General features: G+C 70.5%; 22 protein-coding genes. 12 read left to right on the top strand and 10 right to left on the bottom strand.

The window, feature by feature from the left end:
• Positions 1-236: 236 nt before the first annotated feature.
• The 6 genes from ACPT94_RS15875 to ACPT94_RS15850 all read right to left on the bottom strand — a co-directional run bounded on the left by ACPT94_RS15875 (position 237) and on the right by ACPT94_RS15850 (position 3,034).
• Complete coding sequence (locus tag ACPT94_RS15875; protein WP_425246093.1) at positions 237-617, bottom strand: hypothetical protein; 381 nt, start codon at positions 615-617, stop codon at positions 237-239.
• 49 nt (positions 618-666) lie between these two features.
• On the bottom strand, positions 667-954 hold the full coding sequence (locus tag ACPT94_RS15870) for an SCO5918 family protein (protein ID WP_360345967.1): 288 nt from the start codon (positions 952-954) through the stop codon (positions 667-669).
• Between the two features lie 294 nt (positions 955-1,248).
• The gene (locus ACPT94_RS15865; RefSeq protein ID WP_007383480.1) at positions 1,249-1,452 is read right to left on the bottom strand and encodes a cold-shock protein; all 204 of its coding nucleotides are present in this window, start codon (positions 1,450-1,452) and stop codon (positions 1,249-1,251) included.
• A gap of 224 nt (positions 1,453-1,676) precedes the next feature.
• Positions 1,677-2,015: a helix-turn-helix domain-containing protein gene (locus ACPT94_RS15860; protein ID WP_360345969.1), complete on the bottom strand. Its 339-nt coding sequence runs from the start codon at positions 2,013-2,015 to the stop codon at positions 1,677-1,679.
• Positions 2,016-2,171: 156 nt separating this feature from the next.
• Complete coding sequence (locus ACPT94_RS15855) at positions 2,172-2,528, bottom strand: PRC-barrel domain-containing protein (RefSeq protein ID WP_360345971.1); 357 nt, start codon at positions 2,526-2,528, stop codon at positions 2,172-2,174.
• Positions 2,525-3,034, bottom strand: a complete 510-nt coding sequence (locus tag ACPT94_RS15850; RefSeq protein WP_360345973.1) for a DUF5994 family protein — start codon at positions 3,032-3,034, stop codon at positions 2,525-2,527. The genes ACPT94_RS15855 and ACPT94_RS15850 overlap by 4 nt, the downstream gene beginning before the upstream one ends.
• Before the next feature lie 416 nt (positions 3,035-3,450).
• On the opposite strand from ACPT94_RS15850, the gene ACPT94_RS15845 reads away from it, so the two are divergent.
• The 3 genes from ACPT94_RS15845 to ACPT94_RS15835 all read left to right on the top strand — a co-directional run bounded on the left by ACPT94_RS15845 (position 3,451) and on the right by ACPT94_RS15835 (position 7,728).
• Positions 3,451-5,661 (top strand): MMPL family transporter, encoded by a 2,211-nt coding sequence (locus tag ACPT94_RS15845; protein WP_425246092.1) that lies wholly within the window; start codon positions 3,451-3,453, stop codon positions 5,659-5,661.
• Positions 5,662-5,788: 127 nt separating this feature from the next.
• The gene (locus ACPT94_RS15840; RefSeq protein ID WP_425246091.1) at positions 5,789-7,051 is read left to right on the top strand and encodes a sensor histidine kinase; all 1,263 of its coding nucleotides are present in this window, start codon (positions 5,789-5,791) and stop codon (positions 7,049-7,051) included.
• The gene (locus ACPT94_RS15835; RefSeq protein ID WP_360345981.1) at positions 7,048-7,728 is read left to right on the top strand and encodes a response regulator transcription factor; all 681 of its coding nucleotides are present in this window, start codon (positions 7,048-7,050) and stop codon (positions 7,726-7,728) included. Before ACPT94_RS15840 ends, ACPT94_RS15835 begins: the two co-directional genes overlap by 4 nt.
• Positions 7,729-7,833: 105 nt before the next feature.
• Here ACPT94_RS15835 and ACPT94_RS15830 read toward each other — a convergent pair whose 3' ends face one another.
• From ACPT94_RS15830 to ACPT94_RS15820, 3 genes are all read right to left on the bottom strand, one after another.
• The gene (locus ACPT94_RS15830; RefSeq protein ID WP_425246090.1) at positions 7,834-8,694 is read right to left on the bottom strand and encodes a hypothetical protein; all 861 of its coding nucleotides are present in this window, start codon (positions 8,692-8,694) and stop codon (positions 7,834-7,836) included.
• 225 nt (positions 8,695-8,919) lie between these two features.
• On the bottom strand, positions 8,920-9,240 hold the full coding sequence (locus ACPT94_RS15825) for a GYD domain-containing protein (RefSeq protein ID WP_360345985.1): 321 nt from the start codon (positions 9,238-9,240) through the stop codon (positions 8,920-8,922).
• A gap of 188 nt (positions 9,241-9,428) precedes the next feature.
• Complete coding sequence (locus ACPT94_RS15820; RefSeq protein WP_360345987.1) at positions 9,429-9,935, bottom strand: MarR family winged helix-turn-helix transcriptional regulator; 507 nt, start codon at positions 9,933-9,935, stop codon at positions 9,429-9,431.
• Between the two features lie 202 nt (positions 9,936-10,137).
• Here ACPT94_RS15820 and ACPT94_RS15815 point away from each other — a divergent pair, with 202 nt between their 5' ends.
• The 5 genes from ACPT94_RS15815 to ACPT94_RS15795 all read left to right on the top strand — a co-directional run bounded on the left by ACPT94_RS15815 (position 10,138) and on the right by ACPT94_RS15795 (position 14,650).
• Entirely contained in the window at positions 10,138-10,659 is a 522-nt protein-coding gene (locus ACPT94_RS15815; RefSeq protein ID WP_425246089.1) for a cupin domain-containing protein, read from the top strand.
• Positions 10,660-10,878: 219 nt separating this feature from the next.
• Positions 10,879-11,823 (top strand): RNA polymerase sigma factor SigJ, encoded by a 945-nt coding sequence (gene sigJ / locus ACPT94_RS15810; protein ID WP_360345991.1) that lies wholly within the window; start codon positions 10,879-10,881, stop codon positions 11,821-11,823.
• A 136-nt stretch (positions 11,824-11,959) separates the two neighbouring features.
• Positions 11,960-13,165, top strand: a complete 1,206-nt coding sequence (locus tag ACPT94_RS15805) for an NAD(P)/FAD-dependent oxidoreductase (RefSeq protein ID WP_360345993.1) — start codon at positions 11,960-11,962, stop codon at positions 13,163-13,165.
• Between the two features lie 337 nt (positions 13,166-13,502).
• A complete protein-coding gene (locus ACPT94_RS15800; RefSeq protein WP_425246088.1) occupies positions 13,503-13,697 on the top strand; it encodes a hypothetical protein in 195 nt (64 codons plus the stop codon).
• A 14-nt stretch (positions 13,698-13,711) separates the two neighbouring features.
• Complete coding sequence (locus ACPT94_RS15795) at positions 13,712-14,650, top strand: TIGR03619 family F420-dependent LLM class oxidoreductase (RefSeq protein ID WP_425246087.1); 939 nt, start codon at positions 13,712-13,714, stop codon at positions 14,648-14,650.
• 279 nt (positions 14,651-14,929) lie between these two features.
• On the opposite strand, the gene ACPT94_RS15790 is transcribed toward ACPT94_RS15795, so the two are convergent.
• A complete protein-coding gene (locus tag ACPT94_RS15790; RefSeq protein WP_425246086.1) occupies positions 14,930-15,964 on the bottom strand; it encodes a LacI family DNA-binding transcriptional regulator in 1,035 nt (344 codons plus the stop codon).
• A 599-nt stretch (positions 15,965-16,563) separates the two neighbouring features.
• Here ACPT94_RS15790 and ACPT94_RS15785 point away from each other — a divergent pair.
• From ACPT94_RS15785 to arfA, 4 genes are all read left to right on the top strand, one after another.
• Positions 16,564-17,922: an ABC transporter substrate-binding protein gene (locus ACPT94_RS15785; protein WP_360346001.1), complete on the top strand. Its 1,359-nt coding sequence runs from the start codon at positions 16,564-16,566 to the stop codon at positions 17,920-17,922.
• A gap of 100 nt (positions 17,923-18,022) precedes the next feature.
• On the top strand, positions 18,023-19,018 hold the full coding sequence (locus tag ACPT94_RS15780) for a carbohydrate ABC transporter permease (RefSeq protein WP_360346003.1): 996 nt from the start codon (positions 18,023-18,025) through the stop codon (positions 19,016-19,018).
• Positions 19,015-19,920, top strand: coding sequence for a carbohydrate ABC transporter permease (locus ACPT94_RS15775; RefSeq protein ID WP_360346005.1), 906 nt, complete (start codon positions 19,015-19,017; stop codon positions 19,918-19,920). The genes ACPT94_RS15780 and ACPT94_RS15775 overlap by 4 nt, the downstream gene beginning before the upstream one ends.
• 45 nt (positions 19,921-19,965) lie before the next feature.
• Entirely contained in the window at positions 19,966-21,486 is a 1,521-nt protein-coding gene (arfA, locus tag ACPT94_RS15770; protein WP_360346007.1) for an arabinosylfuranosidase ArfA, read from the top strand.
• Positions 21,487-21,500 lie beyond the last annotated feature (14 nt).

Here is a 21,500-nt window from a genome sequence, read left to right as displayed (position 1 = left end):
GCCGCCCGTCGCCGTCGTTCGCCGGGAACGGCACCGCCTCGGTCGCGCTGCGCGTGATGCTCTCGGTGGACCCAGCGTACGTCCGGGCCACCGGCCCGCGCCGTCCGACGCCTGAACGGGCCGGGACCAACCGGAACGAACCGGAAAGGACCAGAAAAGACCAGAAAGAACCGGAGGGAACCAGGAAAGGACCGGAGAGAACCGGGGCCCACCGGAGAGAGCAAGGAGCCGGGGGCTCACTGGTCCGAATAGCCGATGTCGCCGATCGTCCACGCGCTCACGTCCTTCAGCGCGACGCGGTACATGCCTCCCGTGTCGGGGATGCCGAAGCTGCCCTGGAGGATCCGGGCGACGTGGAAGTGGAGGTGCGTGGGCCCTTCACCAGGCTCCGGGGGATGGTCGTCGCCGCCCTGGGACGGCCGGAACGCGGCGGCGAACTGCCCCAGGTCCTCGGAGTCCCGCAGGACTTCGGCCACGCGCTCCTTCCACAGGGCTTCCGGGGCCAGCCGTCCCGTGATGACGGCTCCCGGGATCACCACGGTCAGGGACATCTGGCTGCTGTGCCGCGACTCCACCATCGCGGCGATCGCGACGAGCAGGTCATCAGGGTGCCTCATGCCTCAGGAGCCTAGTCCGCGGACGTCGCCGCGTGGCGGGAACCGGGCGTCACAGGCCCAGCAGCCCCTCGTCGGCTCGCGCGTCCCAGGCCGGCGTGACCGCGGGCGCGTCGTGGCAGGTGAAGCCGAGGCGGGTCAGCGCCCGGCGCATCTCGCCCGTGGTGAAGTCGCGGCGGTCCTGTCGGGTGATCACTTCCCCGACCTGCATCACGGGGTAGACGCGGCGTCCGATGGTCACGGCCACGCCGGTGACAGGTTCGGGCGTGATGCCGCTCATCGACTGCTCGACCTCACTCTTGATCAGGTCGAACGGGAATCGGGCGATGACACAGCGCATGGTTGCCTCCACAGGGTCGGAGTGGAACACCGGAGGAATCGACCGCGCCCGTCACGGCGGGTGCGGTTGATGGGAGAACCTTCCTCGACGCGGCGTATCGAGGAATTCCGTCCCGCAGCGGGGAGCCGCACGAGGATTCACAGGAATGAGCCGAAGGAATGCGAGAACCGGGCGTCTCGGTGTGTTGAAGCCAGGGCTGTCAGTGATGCGGGAAATCCGGGAAATGCGGGGGAACAACGGGCTGGGGCCCGCACCCCGAGAGCGCGGGCCCCAGCCACATGGTTCGCGTCGGTGTCAGGCGGGAACGATGTTCTCGGCCTGCGGGCCCTTCTGGCCCTGCGTGACGTCGAAGGTAACCTTCTGGCCTTCCTGAAGCTCGCGGAAGCCGCTGGTGGCGATGTTCGAGTAGTGGGCGAACACGTCAGCGCCGCCGCCGTCCTGCTCGATGAAGCCGAAGCCCTTTTCCGCGTTGAACCACTTCACGGTGCCAGATGCCATATTGAATCTCCCTTGGGGCAGTGCCGGACTCCGCACTTCACGGATCCGAGTCGCCGCTGTGATCACCCCTCCGGAAAGATCCGGAAAGCCAGGCAAAGAAGTCTCTGGTAACCAAAACCGCAACTGCTGTCACGCTAACACAGGTCGGGTGGAAGCCCCCTGTGTTTTCAGGATCGCCCAGTATTTCTCATCGCGTGGCAGGCTGAATTTCTGTGCCGGCGGGACTAGGTATCCGCGCCGTGCTCGTCCATCTTCCGGCGCATTTCCCGGTTCGTGCGGAGGGCGTCGTCGAGCTGGTCCTCGAGAGAGATGATGCGGCACGCGGCCTCGATGGGGGTGCCCTGGTCGACGAGTTCACGAGCGCGGGCGGCGACGCGCAACTGGCTGCGGGAGTAACGGCGGTGGCCGCCTTCCGAACGCAGCGGAGTGATCAGGTCGGCTTCGCCGACGGCGCGGAGGAAGGCGGGTGTGGTGCCGAGAACGTCGGCGGCCCGCCCCATGGTGTAGGCGGGGTAGTCGTCGTCGTCGAGGTTCCCGGCGGCAGGGGCGTTCTCAGCGGGCATGACACCTTCGTTTCGGGGGTGCGGCAAGGGACCCGGGTCGTGCGCGTCACCCGTGCTCCGAAGGATTCGGCCCCGTCCGCCTCGTGCGACAACCCTAACCGCGGCAGGCGAGGACATGTGCCCTCGCCGTGACAGAGTTGCCTCCCGCGCAGGCCGTCAGCGGCGCGCCAGCCGGCGTTCGCCGTGGGCGCCCCGCCGGTACGCGAGGTCGTAATAGTGGAAGACCGTCTCCTCCTGCTCGGCGGGCAGGATGTCCTCCGTCCCGATCGAAGGCGCCTTGCGCACCGTCCCCTTGGGGTGGGAGACCCTGACGTAGCCGGGTCCCAGGACCGCCTCGTCGAGCGGGACGAAGACCAGACGCTGACGGGTGGGCAGCCCCGTACGCACCGTGGCCATGGCCGGTTCGTCCGTGGCCGTGTCCACGTAGACGCCTTCGAGTGTGCCGATCTTCCGCCCCTTGGGGTCGACCACGTCGTGGTCGCGCCACTCCCGGACGTCGGCCGCGCTGATCATGCCTGCTCCCTGTCTTTGGTGCCGACAGGGGCGGAGAGCGGCTCGGCACCGGTCTCGACGAGGATCCGCCCGGCCCCCTTGAGATTGTCGGCACGCACCGCCTGGGCCATCGCTGCCCGCGCGGCGCCGGGCGGCGTGTCCGGCGGTACGACGAGCAGGGAGAAGAGGTCCTGGTCGCCTCGGGTGACCAGGACGGTGTCGTCGCCCACGGACGACGCGTCGATGTGCACGACCCGGCCGTCGACGACCAGGCGCGTCGGCAGTCCGTCCCAGGCGCCGCGGTCCAGGCCGACCCGGGCGATCGGCCCGAGGCGTTCGGCGAGCGCGCTGACCAGACCGGGCAGCTCGACGGTGACGTCACGTGAGCGCGGCCACCACGCGCCGTCGAGGACTCCCCGGCGGTCATGTGTCGTCTCCAGCCGCAGAAGGGCCGTCCCGGGGCGTACGGACTCGTGGACGCCGTCCGGGAGGAGCCCCGTCGCGGGCGGGGGATCGGTACCGGGCACTGTGCTCACCTGCCTGTGCCGTTCCGGCGGCGGGCCGTGACGGCCGGCCTGTGCGGAACCGGCGGTGAGGCCGGGAGAAGCTCTCCGTGGCCTTCTTCGTCCCACGCTACTCCTGCTACCGGCCGTCGGCCGGGCTCGTCGGGCGCGTGCGCCGGGGCCTGGGAGCGGCCGTTCTCCAAGACCGTCGGCTGCCCCGTCCCGGCGATGCGGTCGGCACGCGTGTCACGGGCCGTCGAGACCTCGGGCTGACCCCGCGGCCTCCCTGTAGTACCCGCGGTGGAGCCCGGCGGCCGGGCTGTACTGCGTTCTCAGTAGCGGGGATTGTCGGCAGGCGCACGACGACAGGGCGGGTCCGTGCCCGAGAGCCTTGAAGACGTTCGGGAACCGGACGCATCCAGATGTGGAGACCCTCTGCCGTGGCTACTTTCCTGTATCGAGTGGGCCGTCTGGCCTTCCGGCGACGCTGGTACGTCGCCCTGGTCTGGGCGGCCGTCCTGGCCGCCGTCGGGCTGGGCGCCCTCAAGGCCCCCGGTGCCGCCGACGAGGAGTTCTCGATGCCGGGCATCGAGTCCCAGAAGGCGTTCGACCTGATGGAACAGCGCTTCCCCGGCGCCACGGCCGACGGTGCGACCGCCCGGGTCGTGTTCATCGCGCCGAGCGGTGAGAAGGTGACCGCCACCGAGAACAAGCAGGCCGTCGAGGAGACGGTGGCCGAGCTCGGCAACGGCACACAGGTCGCGAGCGCCGTCGACCCGTTCCAGGCGAAGGCGGTCAGCAAGGACGGCACGACGGCGTACGCGACGGTCACCTACAAGGTCGCGGCCACCGACCTCACCGACGCCAGCAAGAGCCACCTGGAGAAGGCCATCGACGACGCCCGGGACGCCGGGCTGACCGTCGAGGCGGGCGGGAGCGCGATGGACGACGGCGGCGGGGCCGGCGGAATCGCCGAGGTGATCGGCATCGCGGTGGCCGCGGTCGTCCTGCTGGTCACCTTCGGTTCCCTGGCCGCCGCCGGGCTGCCGCTGCTCACCGCCCTCATCGGCGTCGGCGTGAGCATGGCCACGATCATGGCCCTGTCCCACGCCCTCGGCCTGTCCACGACGACCGGCACCCTCGCGATGATGCTGGGCCTCGCCGTCGGCATCGACTACGCCCTGTTCGTCGTCTCCCGCTACCGGGAGGAGCGCGCCAAGGGCCGTGCGCCGGAGGAGGCGGCCGGGATGGCCGTCGGCACCGCCGGGTCGGCGGTCGTCTTCGCCGGCCTCACCGTCGTCATCGCCCTGGCCGGGCTCGCGGTGGTCGGCATCCCGATGCTCACCAAGATGGGCCTGGCCGCCGCCGGCGCGGTCGTCGTCGCCGTACTGATCGCGCTGACCCTCGTCCCGGCGTTCCTCGGGTTCTGGCCGAACGCGGTGCTCAAGCGCAAGGCCCGCAAGAGCGGCCGTGTCGAGGAGAGCGCCGAGGACAACGGGGGCACCCGCTGGGCGCGGTTCGTGCTGCGCCGCCCCCTGCCTGTGCTGCTGCTCGGCGTGGTGGGCCTCGGCGCCCTCGCCGTGCCGATGACGAACCTGCAGCTGGGCATGCCCGGGGACGAGGCCAAGCCCACCTCCGCCACCGAGCGCCGGGCCTACGACGCCCTCGCCGAGGGCTTCGGGCCGGGCTTCAACGGGCCGCTGACCATCGTCGTGGACGCCAAGGGCGCCGACGACCCGAAGGGCGCCGCGGCGACGATCGGCAAGGAGATCGGCGCCACCGAGGGTGTCGTGTCGGTCTCCCCGGCCCGCTTCAACGACGCCGGTGACACCGCGGTCTTCTCGGCCGTGCCGTCCACCGCGCCGACCGACGAGAAGACCAAGGACCTGGTGACGACCATCCGCGACGAGCGTCCCGGGGTCGAGTCCGAGACCGGGGCGACCTTCGAGGTCACCGGCACGACCGCGCTGAACATCGACATCTCCGACAAGGTCCAGGCCGCGCTGGTCCCGTACCTGATCGTCGTCGTCGGCCTGGCGATCGTCCTGCTGCTGGTGGTCTTCCGGTCCCTGCTCGTCCCGCTCAAGGCGGCTCTCGGCTTCCTGCTGTCGGTGCTGGCCTCCCTCGGCACGGTCGTCGTGGTCTTCCAGCAGGGTCACGGCGCCGGGATCCTGGGCGTGGAGCAGACCGGACCGATCATGAGTCTGATGCCGATCTTCCTGGTGGGCATCGTCTTCGGCCTCGCGATGGACTACGAGGTGTTCCTCGTCTCGCGGATGCGGGAGGCGTACGTCCACGGGGACTCGCCGGCCGAGGCGGTCACCTCCGGCTTCCGGCACAGCGCCCGTGTGGTCGTGGCCGCCGCGCTGATCATGATCGCGGTGTTCGCCGGGTTCGTCGGCGAGAGCGACTCGATGATCAAGATGATCGGGTTCGGTCTGGCCTCCGCCGTCCTCTTCGACGCCTTCGTCGTACGGATGGCGATCGTGCCCGCCGTCCTCGCCCTGCTCGGCGACCGGGCCTGGTGGCTGCCGAAGTGGCTGGACCGGATCCTGCCCCGCGTCGACGTGGAGGGCGAAGCGCTCAGCCGCCGACCCGAGACGGACCACGCCGCGGCCGACCGGCCCGACCTGGAACCGGCGCGCACCTGACCCAACCATCCCCCACCCCCCACCCCCCACCGGGGCCGTCCGTGGCGAAGCACACGGGCGGCCCCCGGGGCGTTCCCGCCCGAAGTCGACCACGATGGTCCCCAGCCCCACCGACCGGAGAGACCCGATGAGCAAGCGACCCCGGGAAAGCACGCCGCTCAGCCCGGAGCGGCGCTACGCGGATCGCCTCGAGGAATTCGCGGTCCGCCACCCGTTCCTCGTCGATCTGGCGATCGTCCTGGCCCTGATGGGCTGCGCGACCCTCGGCAGCTCGCTCACCTTGCCCGGCGCGGACCCGCCCAGTCAGGACAAGGCCGCCACCGTCCTGATGAGCGTGTCCTGCCTCGCCCTGCTGAAGCACCGCACCCACCCGCGCACCGTCGTCACCGTGACCGCCGTCTGCACGGTGGCGGCGGTCGCGTTCGGCTACCTGCTCACCCCGCTCCTGCTGGCGCCCATCATGGCGGCGCTCTACTGGCTCGCCGCCCTCACCGACCGCAGGACCACCCGCGCCTACGGCATCACCACCCTCGTGGCGGTGACCGTCGCGGCGGTGTTCTCCGACTCCATGGACCAGCTCTCGGTTTTGCTCAGGACGATCGGTCCGATCTTCTGGCTGATGCTGCCCCTCGCAGCCGGCAAGATGACCCAACTGCGCCGCGCCTACCTGACCGCGGTACAGGCCCGCGCCGAGCACGCCGAGCGCACCCGTGAGGAGGAGGCACGCCAGCGGGTCACCGAGGAGCGCATGCGCATCGCCCGTGAGCTGCACGACGTCGTCGCCCACCACCTGGCCCTGGCCAACGCCCAGGCCGGCACGGCCGCACACCTCGCCCTTAGCAGCCCCGAACAGACCAAGAAGATCCTCACCGACCTGACCGGCACCACGTCCTCGGCACTGCGGGAACTGAAGGGCACGCTGGGACTGCTGCGCAGGAACGACGACTCCGGCTCCACACCGCTGGAGCCGTCCCCCGGCCTCGCCCGCCTGCCGGAGCTGATCTCGACGTGCGAGTCCGCGGGCCTCGACGTCACCGTCACCACCGAAGGCGAGCCCCAGCCGCTCTCACCGGGGGTGGACCTGACCGCGTTCCGGATCGTGCAGGAGGCCCTGACCAACGTGACCAAGCACGCCACCACGGAGGCCGCCCACGTGCGCCTCGCGTACACCGGCTCCCGTCTGCTGATCACGGTCAGCAACGACGGCCCCGCCACCGCCACGGCCACCGAAGCCGTGCCGGTCCGTGGCTTCGGCGTCATGGGCATGCGTGAACGCGCCCACTCCATCGGCGGCGAACTGCGCGCGGGCCCCCGCCCCGAAGGCGGCTTCGCGGTCACCACCGCGCTGCCGTTGCAGCCTCACGCCGCCGAAGGAGGCGACACACCATGAGCGTGCGCGTACTGCTCGCCGACGACCAGGCCCTGCTGCGGGCCACCTTCCGGATCCTGATCGACTCCTGTGAGGACATGGAGGTGGTCGGCGAAGCCTCTGACGGCGCGGAGGCGATGCGCCTGGCCCGCGTCCACCACCCCGACATCGTCCTCATGGACATCCGTATGCCGGGCACGGACGGCCTCGCCGCGACCGCCGCCATCTGCGCCGACCCGGAGCTGTCCGCCACCCGCGTCCTCATCCTGACCACCTTCGAGACGGAGGACTACGTCGCCCAGGCCCTGCGCGCCGGTGCCAGCGGCTTCCTCGGCAAGGACGTCACCGCCGACACGCTCCTGGCCGGCCTGCGCACCGTGGCCTCGGGCGAGGCGCTCCTCTCACCCGGCGCCACCCGCTCCCTCATCACCCGCTTCCTCATGGCGCCCGCCCCCGGCACCCATCTGGCGCCCCCGGACCGCCTGGCCGACCTCACGGTCCGCGAACGGGAGGTGATGGCCCTGGCGGCCGAAGGCAGATCCAACACCGAGATCGCCGAGGACCTCACGCTCAGCCCGCTGACCGTGCGCACCCACATCCACCGAGCCATGACCAAACTGGGCGCCCGCGACCGCGCCCAGCTCGTCGTCATCGCCTACCAGACAGGTCTCGTACGGGCCGCTCCGCCCACCGGCTGACACCGGGACGGAGACGGGGACGGACCTCGGAGAGCCGCGAGCAACGGGGAAGGCCCCCGCCGGGAGGGCGGCGGGGGCCGGTCCGGGCAGCCGGCAAGGGGCCCGTCAGTGGGAGCAGGTGCTCGGGTTCAGCTTCTGCTCGACCTTGCTCTCCACGCCGTCGGGCTCCTTGGTGCCGTTCCAGGTCTTGATGAGCTGGTCGGAGGTGCCGTCGATGTAGTAGCCGTACGAGTAGATGCGCTTGTAGGAGGCGTCACGGCCGCGCCAGGTGCCGACCTGCGTGATCGAGCCGTTGGAGTTCTGCCAGGCGTACGAGCCGATCTCGATGACCGGGTTGACGCGCACCACCCGCTTGTACGGCTTCCAGGTCACGGCGATCTGGGTGCACGGCGGGATGGACTTCTCGCTGCGCCGCTCGAACGAACGGGTCTCCTCCCAGCCCCACTGGTAGCTGAAGTTGCCGCCGAGCTTGCCGGTGAAGATCTTCTTGGCGAGACCGAAGTCGATCGAGCCGCCGACGCTCTTCGACGAGGAGGTCTTGGAGGAGTAGCCGCGGACGAAGGTCTCCTTGTCGTCGGTGCGGCCCCGGTTGGCGATCCACTGCGAGATGCGCTCCTCCTTGCCCGTGAAGGTCCAGGTGGAGGCCTGCGGGTAGTAGCAGCGGCCGGCGAAGACCTCCCAGTCACCGAGGGGCGCGCGGTTCCTGCTGATCTTGCCGATGTAGTCCTTCTCCTTGCGGAACTCACCGGTCTTCACGTTGTACGCGCCGAAGTGGATGTCGTCCGGCTGCCCCTGGCTGCAGAACAGCTCTATCAGCCAGTCGGTGTTGCCCGGGTCCACTCCCCGGATGTTGTGGGCGCCCATCGGCCCCGCCGCCTGGGCGGGACCGGCGGTGGACAGCAGGCCGGCGAAGGTCATGACGCCGGCCGAAACGGCCACTCCCGCCTTCTTGAGTGCGATTCTCACGTCCGTACGCTCCTGGGTTCCTCGGTGGTGGGATCGGCGGCCGCTCGCGGAAGCGAGGAGGGTCGCCACGACACCGGCCGGGACCGGTGGCCGCCCGTGTGCCGTCACCGAGGTTGGCAACCGGAACGTTGATTGCCACCCCCCTTCCGCAGCGCGATCAATCAACTCCGTGGGTGGGACGGCGGCCGCGTCCCCCCTGGTCCGACGGCTCCACCCACCCTCTTGCTACGCGCCCGGGGCGCGGAAGGCGACCTGCCGGCGGGCGGCCTCGTCGATCTCGTCGAGGGTGAGGAGGGGGGTGGCCCGGGTCCGCAGGGCGCCGCTGGCCTTGACGGTCAGGCTGACTGCGGCCATGGAGACCGGGTCGGGGAAGTCGACGATGAGGACGATGTCGTCCTCCCCGAAGGCGAAGTACATGGTTTCCACCGAGCCGCCGAGGTCGGTGACGACCTGCTCGACGGCGGCGCGGCGGCCGCTCGCGCCCTCCTTGAGCAACCCCTTGGTGCCCTCGGCCGTGTAGGTCGCCTGGATGAGGAACTTCGGCATGAGGACACTCCCTGCCCATCGCTTCTCCGCTGTGCACGAGGGCCTTCCCGCCGTCGCACCGGCCGCCACCCACCGCACTGCCGGATTCACCCGTTTCCCCGTGCGGCCGAGCGACGAGGAGACGGCCGGCCCATGCCGTCGGGCCCGGCAGCCCGACCGGAGTGCGGGAGCCGGCCGTGGGACGGCCATCACGTGGCGGGCGTGTCGCCGAGGGCCTCCAGCACCTGCCGGAGGCCCTCGGCGGTCTTCCCGACCAGGTCGCGGTCCACGTCGGCGAGCAGCTGTGCGTAGTGCGCCAGATGGTCGGCGAAGGCGGCCCGGGTGACCTCGTGTCCGTACTCGGTGAGGCGGATCCTGACGGTGCGCCGGTCGTCGCCTTCGCGCACCCGCTCGACCAGGCCCTTGGCCTCCATCCTGTCGATGCGGTTGGTGATCGCGCCGGAGGTCACCATGGATTCCTTGAGGAAGGCCCCGGCGGTGAGGGCGTAGGGAGGCCCGGAGCGCTGCAGTGTGGTGAGCACGTCGAACTCGCCGTGCTCCACTCCGTGCGCGGCGGCCGTGGCCTTGGCGGACTTGTCGATCACTCGGGCCAGCCGCTGGATCCGCGCGAAGAGCTCGACCGGCCAGAGGTCCTCCACCACGTCGGGGCGCTCCTTGGCCCACTGTCCGATGATCGCGTCCACGACATCGCTCATCCCGCCACTCCTCTCAACGGACACCTTCTCAACGAGCATCATCTTAACGTTAAGAGACTTGACGCTGAGAGGGTCGAGCTGTTTTTATCTCAACGTTGAGATTATCAAGGTTGAAAGACAGGCAGGAGCGGTCCGGGGGCCCGGGGGCGCGCCGACCTCGCACACCTGCACGAAAGCCACTCGGAACACCAGGAGCGTGATCATGAACGAGAAGACCTCCACCACGTCCGCGACCAGCACCCCGCCCGCGGTGGTGCTGACCCGCCACGCGGACGCCGAGACCTGTTCCGACCCGAGCAGCGTGATGACCCTCCTGGCCGATTCGGACGGCACCCCGGGCGGCTTCACCAGCTACCGCTCCACCTTCACGAAGGGCGCGGCAGGGGCGCCGGCCCACTTCCACACCCGGGCGACGGAACTGTTCTTCGTGATCAGCGGGGCTCTGCAGGTCCTGGTGGGCGAGGAGGTCACCGTCCTGGAGGCGGGCGACTTCCTCGCGGTGCCGCCCCACACCCCGCACGCCTTCGCGGCCGCCCCGGGCCGTGAAGCGGATGTCCTGTTCGTCTTCACCCCCGGTATGGGCAGGTTCGACTACCTGCGCCTGCTCGGCCGGGTGATGCGCGGCGAGGCGGACCCGAAGGAGATCGCCGAGTCCTCGGAGCGCTTCGACAACCACTACGTCGACAGCCCTGTCTGGCGTGCCGCACTGGAGGGTTCGGCCTGATCGACTCCACGACCCGGATCCGGGTGGCCCGGCTCCCGCGCACAACTCCTCCGGGGACAGGTACGGCGTGACCGGCGCCGCCCCCATGGACCGGACGCCGTGCGTGCGGTGGCGGGTGGCAGGCGCCCGGTCGGGCCGCCGGCCCGGCCCGAGGCCGCGGTGGGCCGGATCCCGGCGGGCGGCGGCCGACGCGCACCGCGAGTGACTAGGATCCCGGTCATGGCCCTGACCATGAGCGACGTGGACCGGTTCGAGGCGTCCAGGCCCCGCCTGGAGGCCATCGCCTACCGCCTTCTCGGTTCCGCGAGCGAGGCCGAGGACGCCGCGCAGGAGACGTTCCTGCGCTGGCAGGCCGCCGACGTCGACCACATCGAGGTCCCCGAGGCCTGGCTGACGAAGGTTCTCACCAACCTGTGCCTCAACCAGCTCGCCTCGGCCCGCGCGCGGCGCGAGACCTATGTGGGCCAATGGCTCCCCGAGCCGCTGCTCGCCGGGGACCCGATGCTCGGCCCGGCCGACACCGCCGAACAGCGCGAGTCGGTGTCGTACGCGGTCATGGCCGTACTGGAGCGGCTGTCCCCGGGCGAGCGGGCGGTGTACGTGCTGCGGGAGGCCTTCGGCTACCCGCACCGGGAGATCGCCGAGATCCTCGACATCACCGAGGCCGCCAGCCAGCAGATCTTCCACCGTGCCAAGAAGCACGTCGCGGACGGCAAGGCCCGCGCCGAGATAGACGAGGCCGCCGCCCGGCGGATCGTCGAGGAGTTCCTCGCGGCCGCCACCAGCGGCAGGACCGAGCCGCTCGTGCGGCTGCTCACCCAGGACGCCATCTCGATCGGCGACGGCGGCGGGAAGGTTCCGGCCCGGGCCAAGGCGTTCGAGGGCGCCCTCGCGGTCGCGAAGTTCATGCGGGGCCTGTTCAAGCCGAGCAAGGCCAAGCGCTCCCTGGTCGGCGGCTCACCCGAGGTCTACGTCATGGACGCCAACGGCGAGCCCGCCGTCGTGGCGGTCGTCGACGGCCGGGTCGTCGGCGTCATGTGCCTGGAGATCACCGCCGAGGGCATCGCCGCGTTCCGCAACCAGGTCAACCCCGACAAGCTCGAACGCGCGACCCGGCGATGGGCGGCCGCCGACCACGGCGAACCCTTGCTCACCGCCTTCTGACCTGCTGCTCCTCAACGGCTTCCGACTCTGCTGCCCTGTGTGATGTGCTTCACATCGCGTTCTTGTCAGGAAACGGCGGGTTGCCCGGTTCAAGTGGCGAATCCGCTCAAGAGCCGCTCACGACAGGAGCCAGGAAATGCAGCACCGCATCGTCGTCCTCGGAGCCGGATACACCGGAGCCATCGCCGCCGGGCGCCTCGCCAGGCGGCTGCACCGCGAAGACGTCGCCATCACCCTCGTCAACGCCGAGCCCGACTTCGTCGAGCGCGTCCGGATGCACCAGCTCGCGACCGGCCAGGACCTCAGGCCCCGGCCGTTCAGCGAGATGTTCGCGGGCACCGGCGTCGAACTGAAGCTGGCGAAGGTCACCGGCGTCGACGTCGACCACAAGACGGTCGCCGTCATCGACGCGAACGGCGCCGGGGAAGCCGAGGAACTGCAGTACGACACCCTCGTCTACGCCCTCGGCAGCGGCTGGAACGACCAGGGCGTCCCCGGCACCGCCGAGCACGCACACGAGATCGCCGGCCGCGCCGGAGCGTTGCGGCTGCGTGAGCGCCTGGCCCGCCTGGACGCCGGGCAGCCCGTGGTCGTGGTCGGCGGCGGCCTCACCGGCCTGGAGGCCGCGACCGAGATCGCCGAGGCCCGCCCGGACCTCGCCGTCGCCCTCGCCGCCCGCGGCGCCCTCGGCGACTGGCTCTCGCCCAAGGGCCGCCGGCACCTGCGGAAGGTCTTCGGCAAGCTCGGCATCACCGCGTACGAACACGCCGCCGTCACCGGCGTCGAGGCCGACCGCGTCACCATCGCCGACGGCACGTCCATCCCGGCCGCGGTCACCGTGTGGACCACCGGCTTCGCCGTCCACCCCATCGCGCGGGCCACCACCCTGGAGGTCACCGACACCGGCCAGATCGTGGTCGACGGGACCATGCGCTCGGTCTCGCACCCGGACGTGTACGCCGTGGGCGACGCGGCCATGGCGATGGGCCCCGGCGACAAGCCGCTGCGGATGTCGTGCGCCTCCGGCACCCCCATGGCGTGGCAGGCCGCCGACGCCATCGCGGCACGCCTGACCGGCGGAAAGCTCCCGAACGCGCCGCTCCGCTACTTCAACCAGTGCATCTCGCTGGGCCGCAGGGAAGGCCTGATCCAGTACGTCACCGCCGACGACCGCTCCGTGGGGGCGGCCCTGACCGGACGGCTCGCCGCCGTCTACAAGGAAGTGGTCTGCAAGGGCGCGGCCTGGAGCGTCGCCAACCCGACCCTCGGGATGCCGACCCGGCCCCGCCGCGTCGTGCGGCAGCCGGCCCAGGCGGGCTCGACGGTCGAGGCGTCGGCCTGACACGCACAACAGCGGAGCGGGCCCCCTCGCTACGAGGCCACCCGCTCCGCCGGTACCGCCCGCCTTGTTGCTTTGCCGCCCGCCCTGCCGGTGCAGCCCGCTCCGCCGGTACCGCCGCGGCTTCCCCTCCGGCTGCCCGGTGTCCTGGCCTGCACCGGAGTCGTCGGGTCGGCGGTGGTGGCCGCGTCAGCGGCGCGCCGCCGCCAGGCGTACGGCGCCCTTCGACCCGAGGCGCGGCGGCGCCCCGCTCTTGCCGGACCACTTGGGGCGTTCTACTGTTTGAAGCCAAATGACCCGCCCGGACCGGAGCAGGCTCGGTGCCCGACCGCCACAGCCGATGACGGACAGGCTCGACGCGGCCCTGACGGCCCTCGAACAGGACAAGCTGCTCGCCGAAGCCCTCGGCGACCGCTTCACCGAGGTCGTCACGGCGCTGAAACGCCAGGAGCTCGCCCGCTTCCGACGGGCCGTCACCGACTGGGAGTTCCCCGCGTACTCGCGGATCCTCCGACCCGCCTCGACGACCCTGTGAACGGAAGAAGGCCCATGACGACTGTCCCCCGCATGCAGCTCGTGCTCAGCGAGAACTGGACGATGACCGGCGGCCGGGCCGACCTGCCCGCGGTGGTGCGCTGGGCGCGCGAGGCGGAGGACGCCGGGTTCGACTCCGTCATGATCAGCGAGCACATCGTCCTCGGCCCGGACGCGGGCGTGAAAGGCGTGATGGGCAACCCCCGCGACTACGCCCTGCCGGGCAACCAGGACCCGTACACACCCTGGCCCAACTCCCTGCTCCTGCTGGGCGCCGTCGCGGCGGTCACCGAGCGGATCGGCCTCGCCGCCTCCGCCGTGATCGCCCCCCTGCGCCACCCCCTCCTGCTCGCCCGCGAACTCGGCACCCTCGACCTGCTCTCCGAGGGCCGTCTGACAGTGCTGCCCAACGTCAGCTGGAGCCGCGACGAGTACGCGGCCCTCGGGGTGCCGTTCGCCCGGCGTGGCAGGCTGCTGGACGAACACCTGGAGATCTGGGCCAAGTTGTGGCGTCCGTCGCCGGCGTCCCACAAGGGCGAGCACTACGCCTTCGAGGACGTCTACTTCGAGCCGAAGGCGTACCGTCCCGACGGACCGCGCCTGTGTTTCGGCGGGGCCGGCATGCACGACGCCATGGTCCGCCGGATCGTCCGGTACGGCCACGCCTTCAATCCCCTCGGGCGTCCGACACCCGAGGAGATGCGCAAGCTGGCCGACGCGATGAGCGCCGCCGGACGGGACGTCGCGGACCTGGAGATGATCGGCGGCACCCGCGCGGTCTTCCCGGACGACACCTCGTGCGCCGACCTCGGCCAGGCGCTCGCCTGCGTCCCCGAGCAGATGGCGCAGGGCTTCACCACGTTCTGCGTCAAGCCCTCGCAGTTCATCGACGACCCCGACGGCGTCGGAGACTTCTGCCGCGAGGTCGTACGGCGGGTCTCCGCACTGGTCTGACAGACCACGGAAGGGACGAGCCGACGAGATGCACCGAAGAGACGCACCGAAGGGACGAACTCACGTGCGCGCCCTCGTCATCCGCCCCTCCTCGCCCGGGCAGGGAGCTCACCGTCGTCGCCGGTCCCCTCACCGCCGCGGAGCCCGGGCCCGGGACCGAGCGGCCTCACCCGCTTCCGCGACAGGCGTCGGTGTGAGGGCTCTTCCGCCCCGCGGTGGCCGGCAGCGTCCGACTGCGCGGCGAGCGGGCCACCGAGGAAACCGTCCGCGCCGTGGTGATCAGGCTCCCGCCGCCTGCCGTCCCATGGTGCTGGCTCGTGGGACGAGCCGGTGCGGGGCCCGGATCTCCATGCCGGGGACGGGAGTCGGACTGCCGATCCGTTTGAGCAGTCGTTCCACCGCTGTCTCGGCGATCACCTTCTTGTCCGGGGAGATCGTCGTGACGGACGGGTTGGAGTAGCGGCCGTCCTCGATGTCGTCGTAGCCGACGACGGCGACGTCCTCCGGGACGCGCAGCCCGCGGGAGGCCAGGGTGTGCAGGGCGCCCAGGGCGACCAGGTCGCTGTAGCAGAAGACCGCGTCGGGCGGTTCCTCCAGGTCGAGCAGGTGGGCCATGGCGCTCGCGCCGTCGGAGCGGTTGAAGCGCGGGGTGGAGACGATGAGCTCCTCCCGGACGGTCACACCGGCGCGCTCGTGGGCCAGACGGTAGCCGCGGGTGCGCAGTTGCGCCGCCTCGCCGGTGCGGTACGGCTGGTCGCCGATCGCGGCGACGCGGCGCCGGCCGAGGCCGAGCAGATGCTCGGTGGCCTCCAGGGAGGCGGCGACGTCGTCGATGCCGACATGGTCGAAACCGCCGTCGCTCACCCGCTCGCCGAGCACGACGAGCGGCAGGCTCGCGTCGCGCTCGGACAGGTCGGACTGGGCGAGGCCCAGCGGGCTGAAGATGACGCCGTCGAACAGCAGGGACTGGGAACCGCGGCTGAGGAACATCTTCTCGTGCTCGGCGTCGCCGTCCGTCTGGTCGATCAGGACGTTGTACCCCTGCACCCGGGCCGCGCGGATGATGCCCTGCAGCAGCTCGGCGAAGTACGGCGTGTCCAGGTACGGCACGACCACCGCGATCTGGCCGGAACGGCCGGCGGCGAGGTTGCGGGCCAGCACGTTGGGCCGGTAGCCGAGCTCGTCCACGGCCTGCTGCACCCGGGCCCGGGTGGCTTCGGCGACGGGCGCGTAGCCGTTGACCACGTTGGACACGGTCCGGCTGGAGACGCCGGCGAGCGCCGCGACGTCGCGGAGTGTGACGCCCTTTGCCATAGGTCACCTTCATCCCGGATGTCGGTTTCAGCGCTGCAATTTTCCCCCAAGAGAACTTCTGCGCCTCTTGCAGCGCGGCAAGTTCTCGGTTATCTCTTTTGCAGCGCTGCAGAGCGTAGCAGAAGGGGCCCGATCCAGCGGATCGCGTACCCCGAGGACCGTGACGACACCGCGTCGCGGACCGGATCCCCGAGATCCTCGCGGGGATTGACCAGTTGGAGCCGCAGTGGGAACAGCAACCTCTCAGGGGCCGGTAGCCGCACCGGTCCTGACGGGACACCACCCTTTACTCGTCGTGGGCTGAGCGCGTCCGCGCGCTGATCACCCGGCTGTCTCCCCCCTTCCCTTCCCCGTCGCACCTCTCATTCTCACCGACGTCACGCACGCCCACCCTCCCGCGTCAACTGACGTCCGCTCGCCAGGATCCGTCGGCGGGCAGCACACCCGAGCCGGCATACCCGCATGCCCTCGGCCCGCCGACGCCGTACCTCCGTGTGCCCGCGCACCTCTCCACACCTCGCTGTGCCTCCCCGTACCCCCTGTACTTCGTCGTACCTCCGTCCTCCTGCCCCCAGGGCACCTCACCCAGGAGATTCCTCATGTCCTCCAGCAGAAAGCCCAAGCTCCGTTCCGTCCGCCGGACCGCGGTCGCGGCGACCTCCGCCGCCCTCGCCGGCGTGCTCCTCGCGGCCTGTGGCGGCGGCGGAAGCGGCAGTGGGAGCGGCGCCGCGGGCAGCGGGCCGGTGCACATCAAGGTGTGGGCCTGGTACCCGCAGTTCAAGCAGGTCGTGGACGAGTTCAACAAGACGCACAAGGACGTCCAGGTCGACTGGGTGCAGGCGGGCGTCGGCCAGGACGAGTACACCAAGCTGAAGACCGCGCTGAAGGCCGGCCAGGGCGCCCCGGACGTCGTCATGCTGGAGTTCCAGGAGCTGCCGACCATCCAGCTCACCAAGGGCCTGCTCGACATGGGCAAGTACGGCGCGAACGACGACAAGGGCAACTACGTGGACTGGGCCTGGAAGCAGGCCTCCGACGGCGACCACGTCTACGCCATCCCGGTCGACGGCGGCCCGATGGCGATGATGTACCGGGCGGACCTCTTCAAGAAGTACGACCTGAAGGTGCCGACCACCTGGGCGGAGTTCAAGGAGCAGGCGGCCAAACTGCACAAGGCCGACCCGAACGCCTACCTGACCGACTTCGGCAGCGACCAGACCGCCGCCGGCTGGCGGCAGGGCCTGATGTGGCAGGCCGGTTCCCGCCCCTACACCTACTCGGCGAGCAAGCTGCCGGACATCGGGGTCAAGCTCAACGACGCGGGCGCCAAGAAGGTGTACGAGTACTGGGGCGACCTGGTCAAGAACAAGCTGGTCGACACCACGTCGTACGCCACCACGGACTTCTACAACGGCCTCAGCAGCGGCAAGTACGCCACCTACATCGCGGCCGGCTGGGGCCCCGGCTACCTCTCCAGCGTCGCCAAGAAGACCGCGGGCAAGTGGCGGGTGGCCCCGCTGCCCCAGTGGACGGCGGGCGGCAACGACCAGGGCGACTGGGGCGGTTCGAGCTTCTCGGTGACCACGCAGACCAAGCACCCCAAGGAGGCCACCGAGGTCGCCCGGGAGCTCTTCGGCACCTCCGAGGCCGCGTGGAAGATCGGCATCGACCAGGCCTACCTGTTCCCGCTGTCGAACCCGATCCTCAACGGGGCGTACTTCAAGGAGAAGAAGTACGACTTCTTCGGCGGTCAGCAGATCAACTCGGTGTTCGTGCCCGCCGCGAACGGCATCGGGGCCTTCGACTGGAGCCCGTTCCAGGACTTCGCCTACAACACCGACACCAGTGAGGTCGGCAAGGCCCTCCAGGGCCAGACCGCCTGGTCGTCCGTCTCGGACAACGTCCAGCAGCAGGTGACCTCCTACGCGACCAAGCAGGGATTCAAGGTCAGCCAGTAACCGGCCCGAGTCCCCGACTCCCCACTGCCCCCGCCGGCGGCGCCCGAGCGCCGTACGCCCGCCGCCGGCCGGGGCCCCGCGAGACGCGCAAGGAGATGTGATGAGCCTGCTCCGACAGCAGGGATCCGCCGCGGCCGTGCCCCTGGGCCGGCCCGCCACCAAGGGCGGTGGCACCCACGCCGCCGGCCGGAGGGCGGGCCGGCGCAGCGGAGGGCTGTCCGCCCGCACCCGCCACAAGGCCATGGGCCTGCTGCTGGTCACCCCGTTCGGCCTGCTCTTCGCGGCCTTCCTGGTGGCACCGCTGGTGTACGCCTTCTGGCTGAGCCTGCGGACCTCCACCCTGGTCGGCGGTGACCACTTCAGCTGGTTCGCCAACTACCGGCAGACCTTCACCGACCCGCACTTCCTGTCCGGTGTGCGCCGCGTGGTGGTCTTCGGCGTGGTGCAGATCCCGGTGATGCTGGGGCTGGCCCTGCTCGGCGCCCTGATCATCGACGAGGTCACCAGCCGCCTCGCCAAGGTCTTCCGCATGACGCTGTTCATGCCGTACGCCGTGCCCGCGGTGATCGGCGCGCTGATGTGGGGCTTCCTCTACAGCCCGACCTTCGGCCCGGTGAACTCCCTGAGCAACGCGCTCGGCCTGGGCAAGATCGACCTGCTCTCGCACAGCCTGATGCTCACGTCGCTGGGCAACATCGTGACCTGGCAGTGGACCGGCTACAACATGATCGTCCTGTACGCCGCCCTCCAGGGACTGCCCCGCGAGGTCTACGAGGCGGCCAAGCTCGACGGCGCCGGGCAGATCCAGACGGCCCTGCGCATCAAGATCCCGATGATCTCCTCAGCGATCGTCCTCACCCTGATGTTCACCATCATCGGCACCCTGCAGTTCTTCACCGAGCCGCGGGTGCTGGAGCCGACCGCCTCCCAGGTGATCACCCCGGACTACACGCCCAACCTGTACGCCTACAACCTCGCCTTCCAGTACTCGGAGTTCAACTACTCCGCCGCCATCTCCTTCTCGCTCGGAGCGGTGGTCTTCATCGGCTCCTACCTCTTCCTGTTCGCCACGCGCAAAAGGAGCGGACTGAAGTGACGACCGCCGCCGCCCCCGTTCCCGCCGTCGCCGCCGCCCGGGCGCCCCGCCGTACGTCCTCCGCCCGAGGACGCGTTACCGTCAACGCGGTGATGGTGGCGATGATCCTTTACTTCCTGATGCCGTTCTGGTGGCTGGTCGTCGCGGCCACGAAGAACAACGACGCGCTGTTCTCCACCGCCGCCCTGTGGTTCCACTCGCCGGGCTCGTTCTTCGACAACCTCCAGCAGCTGTTCACCTACAACGACGGCGAGTACCTGCGCTGGATGGGCAACACGGCGATCTACGCGGGCGTCAGCGGCGTCGGCGCCACCGCCGTGGCGACCTTCGCCGGGTACGCCTTCGCCAAGTACCGCTTCCCGGGCCGGAACCTGCTGTTCTCCAGCCTGCTCGGCGCCATCATGGTCCCGGCGACCGCGCTGGCCATCCCCACCTACCTGCTGCTGAGCAAGGTGGCGCTGACCAACACCATGTGGGCGGTCATCCTGCCCTCGCTGCTCAACCCGTTCGGCGTCTACCTGGTGCGGGTGTACGTGCAGGAGTCCCTGCCGGACGAGCTGCTGGAGGCGGCCCGCGTCGACGGCGCCGGCGAGCTGCGCGTGCTGTGGTCCGTCGCGCTGCCGACGCTGAAGCCCGCGCTCGTCACCGTGCTGCTGTTCTCCATGGTCGGCACCTGGAACAACTTCTTCCTGCCGCTGGTGATGCTGAACAACGACAAGCTGTTCCCGCTCACCGTCGGCCTGCAGTCCTGGTACCAAGGAGCGCTGATCCAGTCCGGCGCCAACGCGCTGTTCACCCTCGTCATCGCGGGTTCTCTCGTGGCGATCCTCCCGCTGGTCGTCGCCTTCCTCCTCCTGCAGCGGTACTGGCGCGGCGGTCTGACCGTCGGAAGCCTCAAGTAGCCGCTGTCCTCCCCCTCTTCTCGCGCACCTCTCGGAGCGACCTTCATGCTGCACGCCTCCCTGACCGTCGACCCCGCCTTCCGCGTCGCCGACGTGAATCCCCGTACCTTCGGCTCGTTCGTCGAGCACATGGGCCGCTGCGTCTACACCGGCATCTACGAGCCCGGCCACCGGCATGCCGACGAGGACGGTCTGCGCCGTGACGTCCTGGACCTGGTGCGCGAGCTGGGCGTGACCTCCGTGCGCTACCCCGGCGGCAACTTCGTCTCCGGCTTCCGCTGGGAGGACAGCGTCGGCCCGGTCGCCGACCGCCCCACCCGCCTCGACCTCGCCTGGCACAGCACCGAGACCAACGCCTTCGGCCTGCACGAGTTCCACCGCTGGGCCGAGAAGGCCGGCGTCGAGCCGATGATGGCCGTCAACCTCGGTACCCGGGGCGTCGCCGAGGCCCTGGACCTGCTGGAGTACTGCAACCACCCGGGCGGCACCGCCTGGTCCGACCAGCGGATCAAGAACGGCGCGCCCGACCCCTTCGGCATCCGCATGTGGTGCCTGGGCAACGAGATGGACGGCCCCTGGCAGACCGGCCACAAGACCGCCGCCGAGTACGGCCGGATCGCCGCCGAGACCGCCCGGGCCATGCGCATGATCGACCCCACGCTGGAACTGGTCGCCTGCGGCAGCTCCAGCTCCTCGATGCCGACCTTCGGCTCCTGGGAGGCCACCGTCCTGGAGGAGGCGTACGACCAGGTCGACTACATCTCCTGCCACGCCTACTACGAGGAGCTCGACGGCGACCTCGGCAGCTTCCTGGCCTCCGGCGTCGACATGGACCACTTCGTGGAGTCGGTGGTCGCCACCGCCGACCACATCCGGGCCAAGCTGCGCCGGAAGAAGCGGATCAACCTCTCCTTCGACGAGTGGAACGTCTGGTACAACACCCGCTTCGAAGCCCAGGGCAAGCCCACCGAGTGGGCCGTCGCCCCGCGCGTGATCGAGGACGAGTACAACGTCGCCGACGCGGTGGTGGTCGGCGGGCTGCTGATCAGCCTGCTGCGCCACAGCGACCGCGTCACCGCCGCCTGCCTCGCCCAGCTCGTCAACGTCATCGCGCCCATCCGCAGCGAGCCCGGCGGCCCGAGCTGGCGGCAGACCACCTTCCACCCCTTCGCCCAGGCCGCCCGCCACGCACGCGGCACGGTCCTGCGGGTGGAGCCGGCCGCGCCGGTGTACGAGACGAAGCGGTTCGGCGAGGTCTGTGTCGTCGACGCCGTCGCCACGCACCTCGCCGGCGCGGACGGGGCCGACGAGCTCACCGTCTTCGCCGTCAACCGGCACCAGAGCGAGGACGTCGAACTCGCCCTCGACCTGCGGGCGTTCCCCGGTTACACGCCGGTGGAGCACTCGGTGCTGAGCGACCCCGACCTGCGCGCCACCAACACCCGGAACGACCCCGACCGCGTGCGCCCGCGCGAGGCCGGCACCGGTTCGGTCACCGACGGACGGCTCACCGCGAGCCTGCCGCCCGTCTCCTGGAACGTCATCCGGCTGCGCCGCGCCGGCTGACACACCCCCTCGGA

This window comes from Streptomyces aurantiaciflavus (genome assembly GCF_049808595.1).
Lineage (GTDB): Bacteria > Actinomycetota > Actinomycetes > Streptomycetales > Streptomycetaceae > Streptomyces.
Note: the sequence above shows the minus strand (reverse complement) of the source record. Positions and strands in the feature narration are given on the sequence as shown.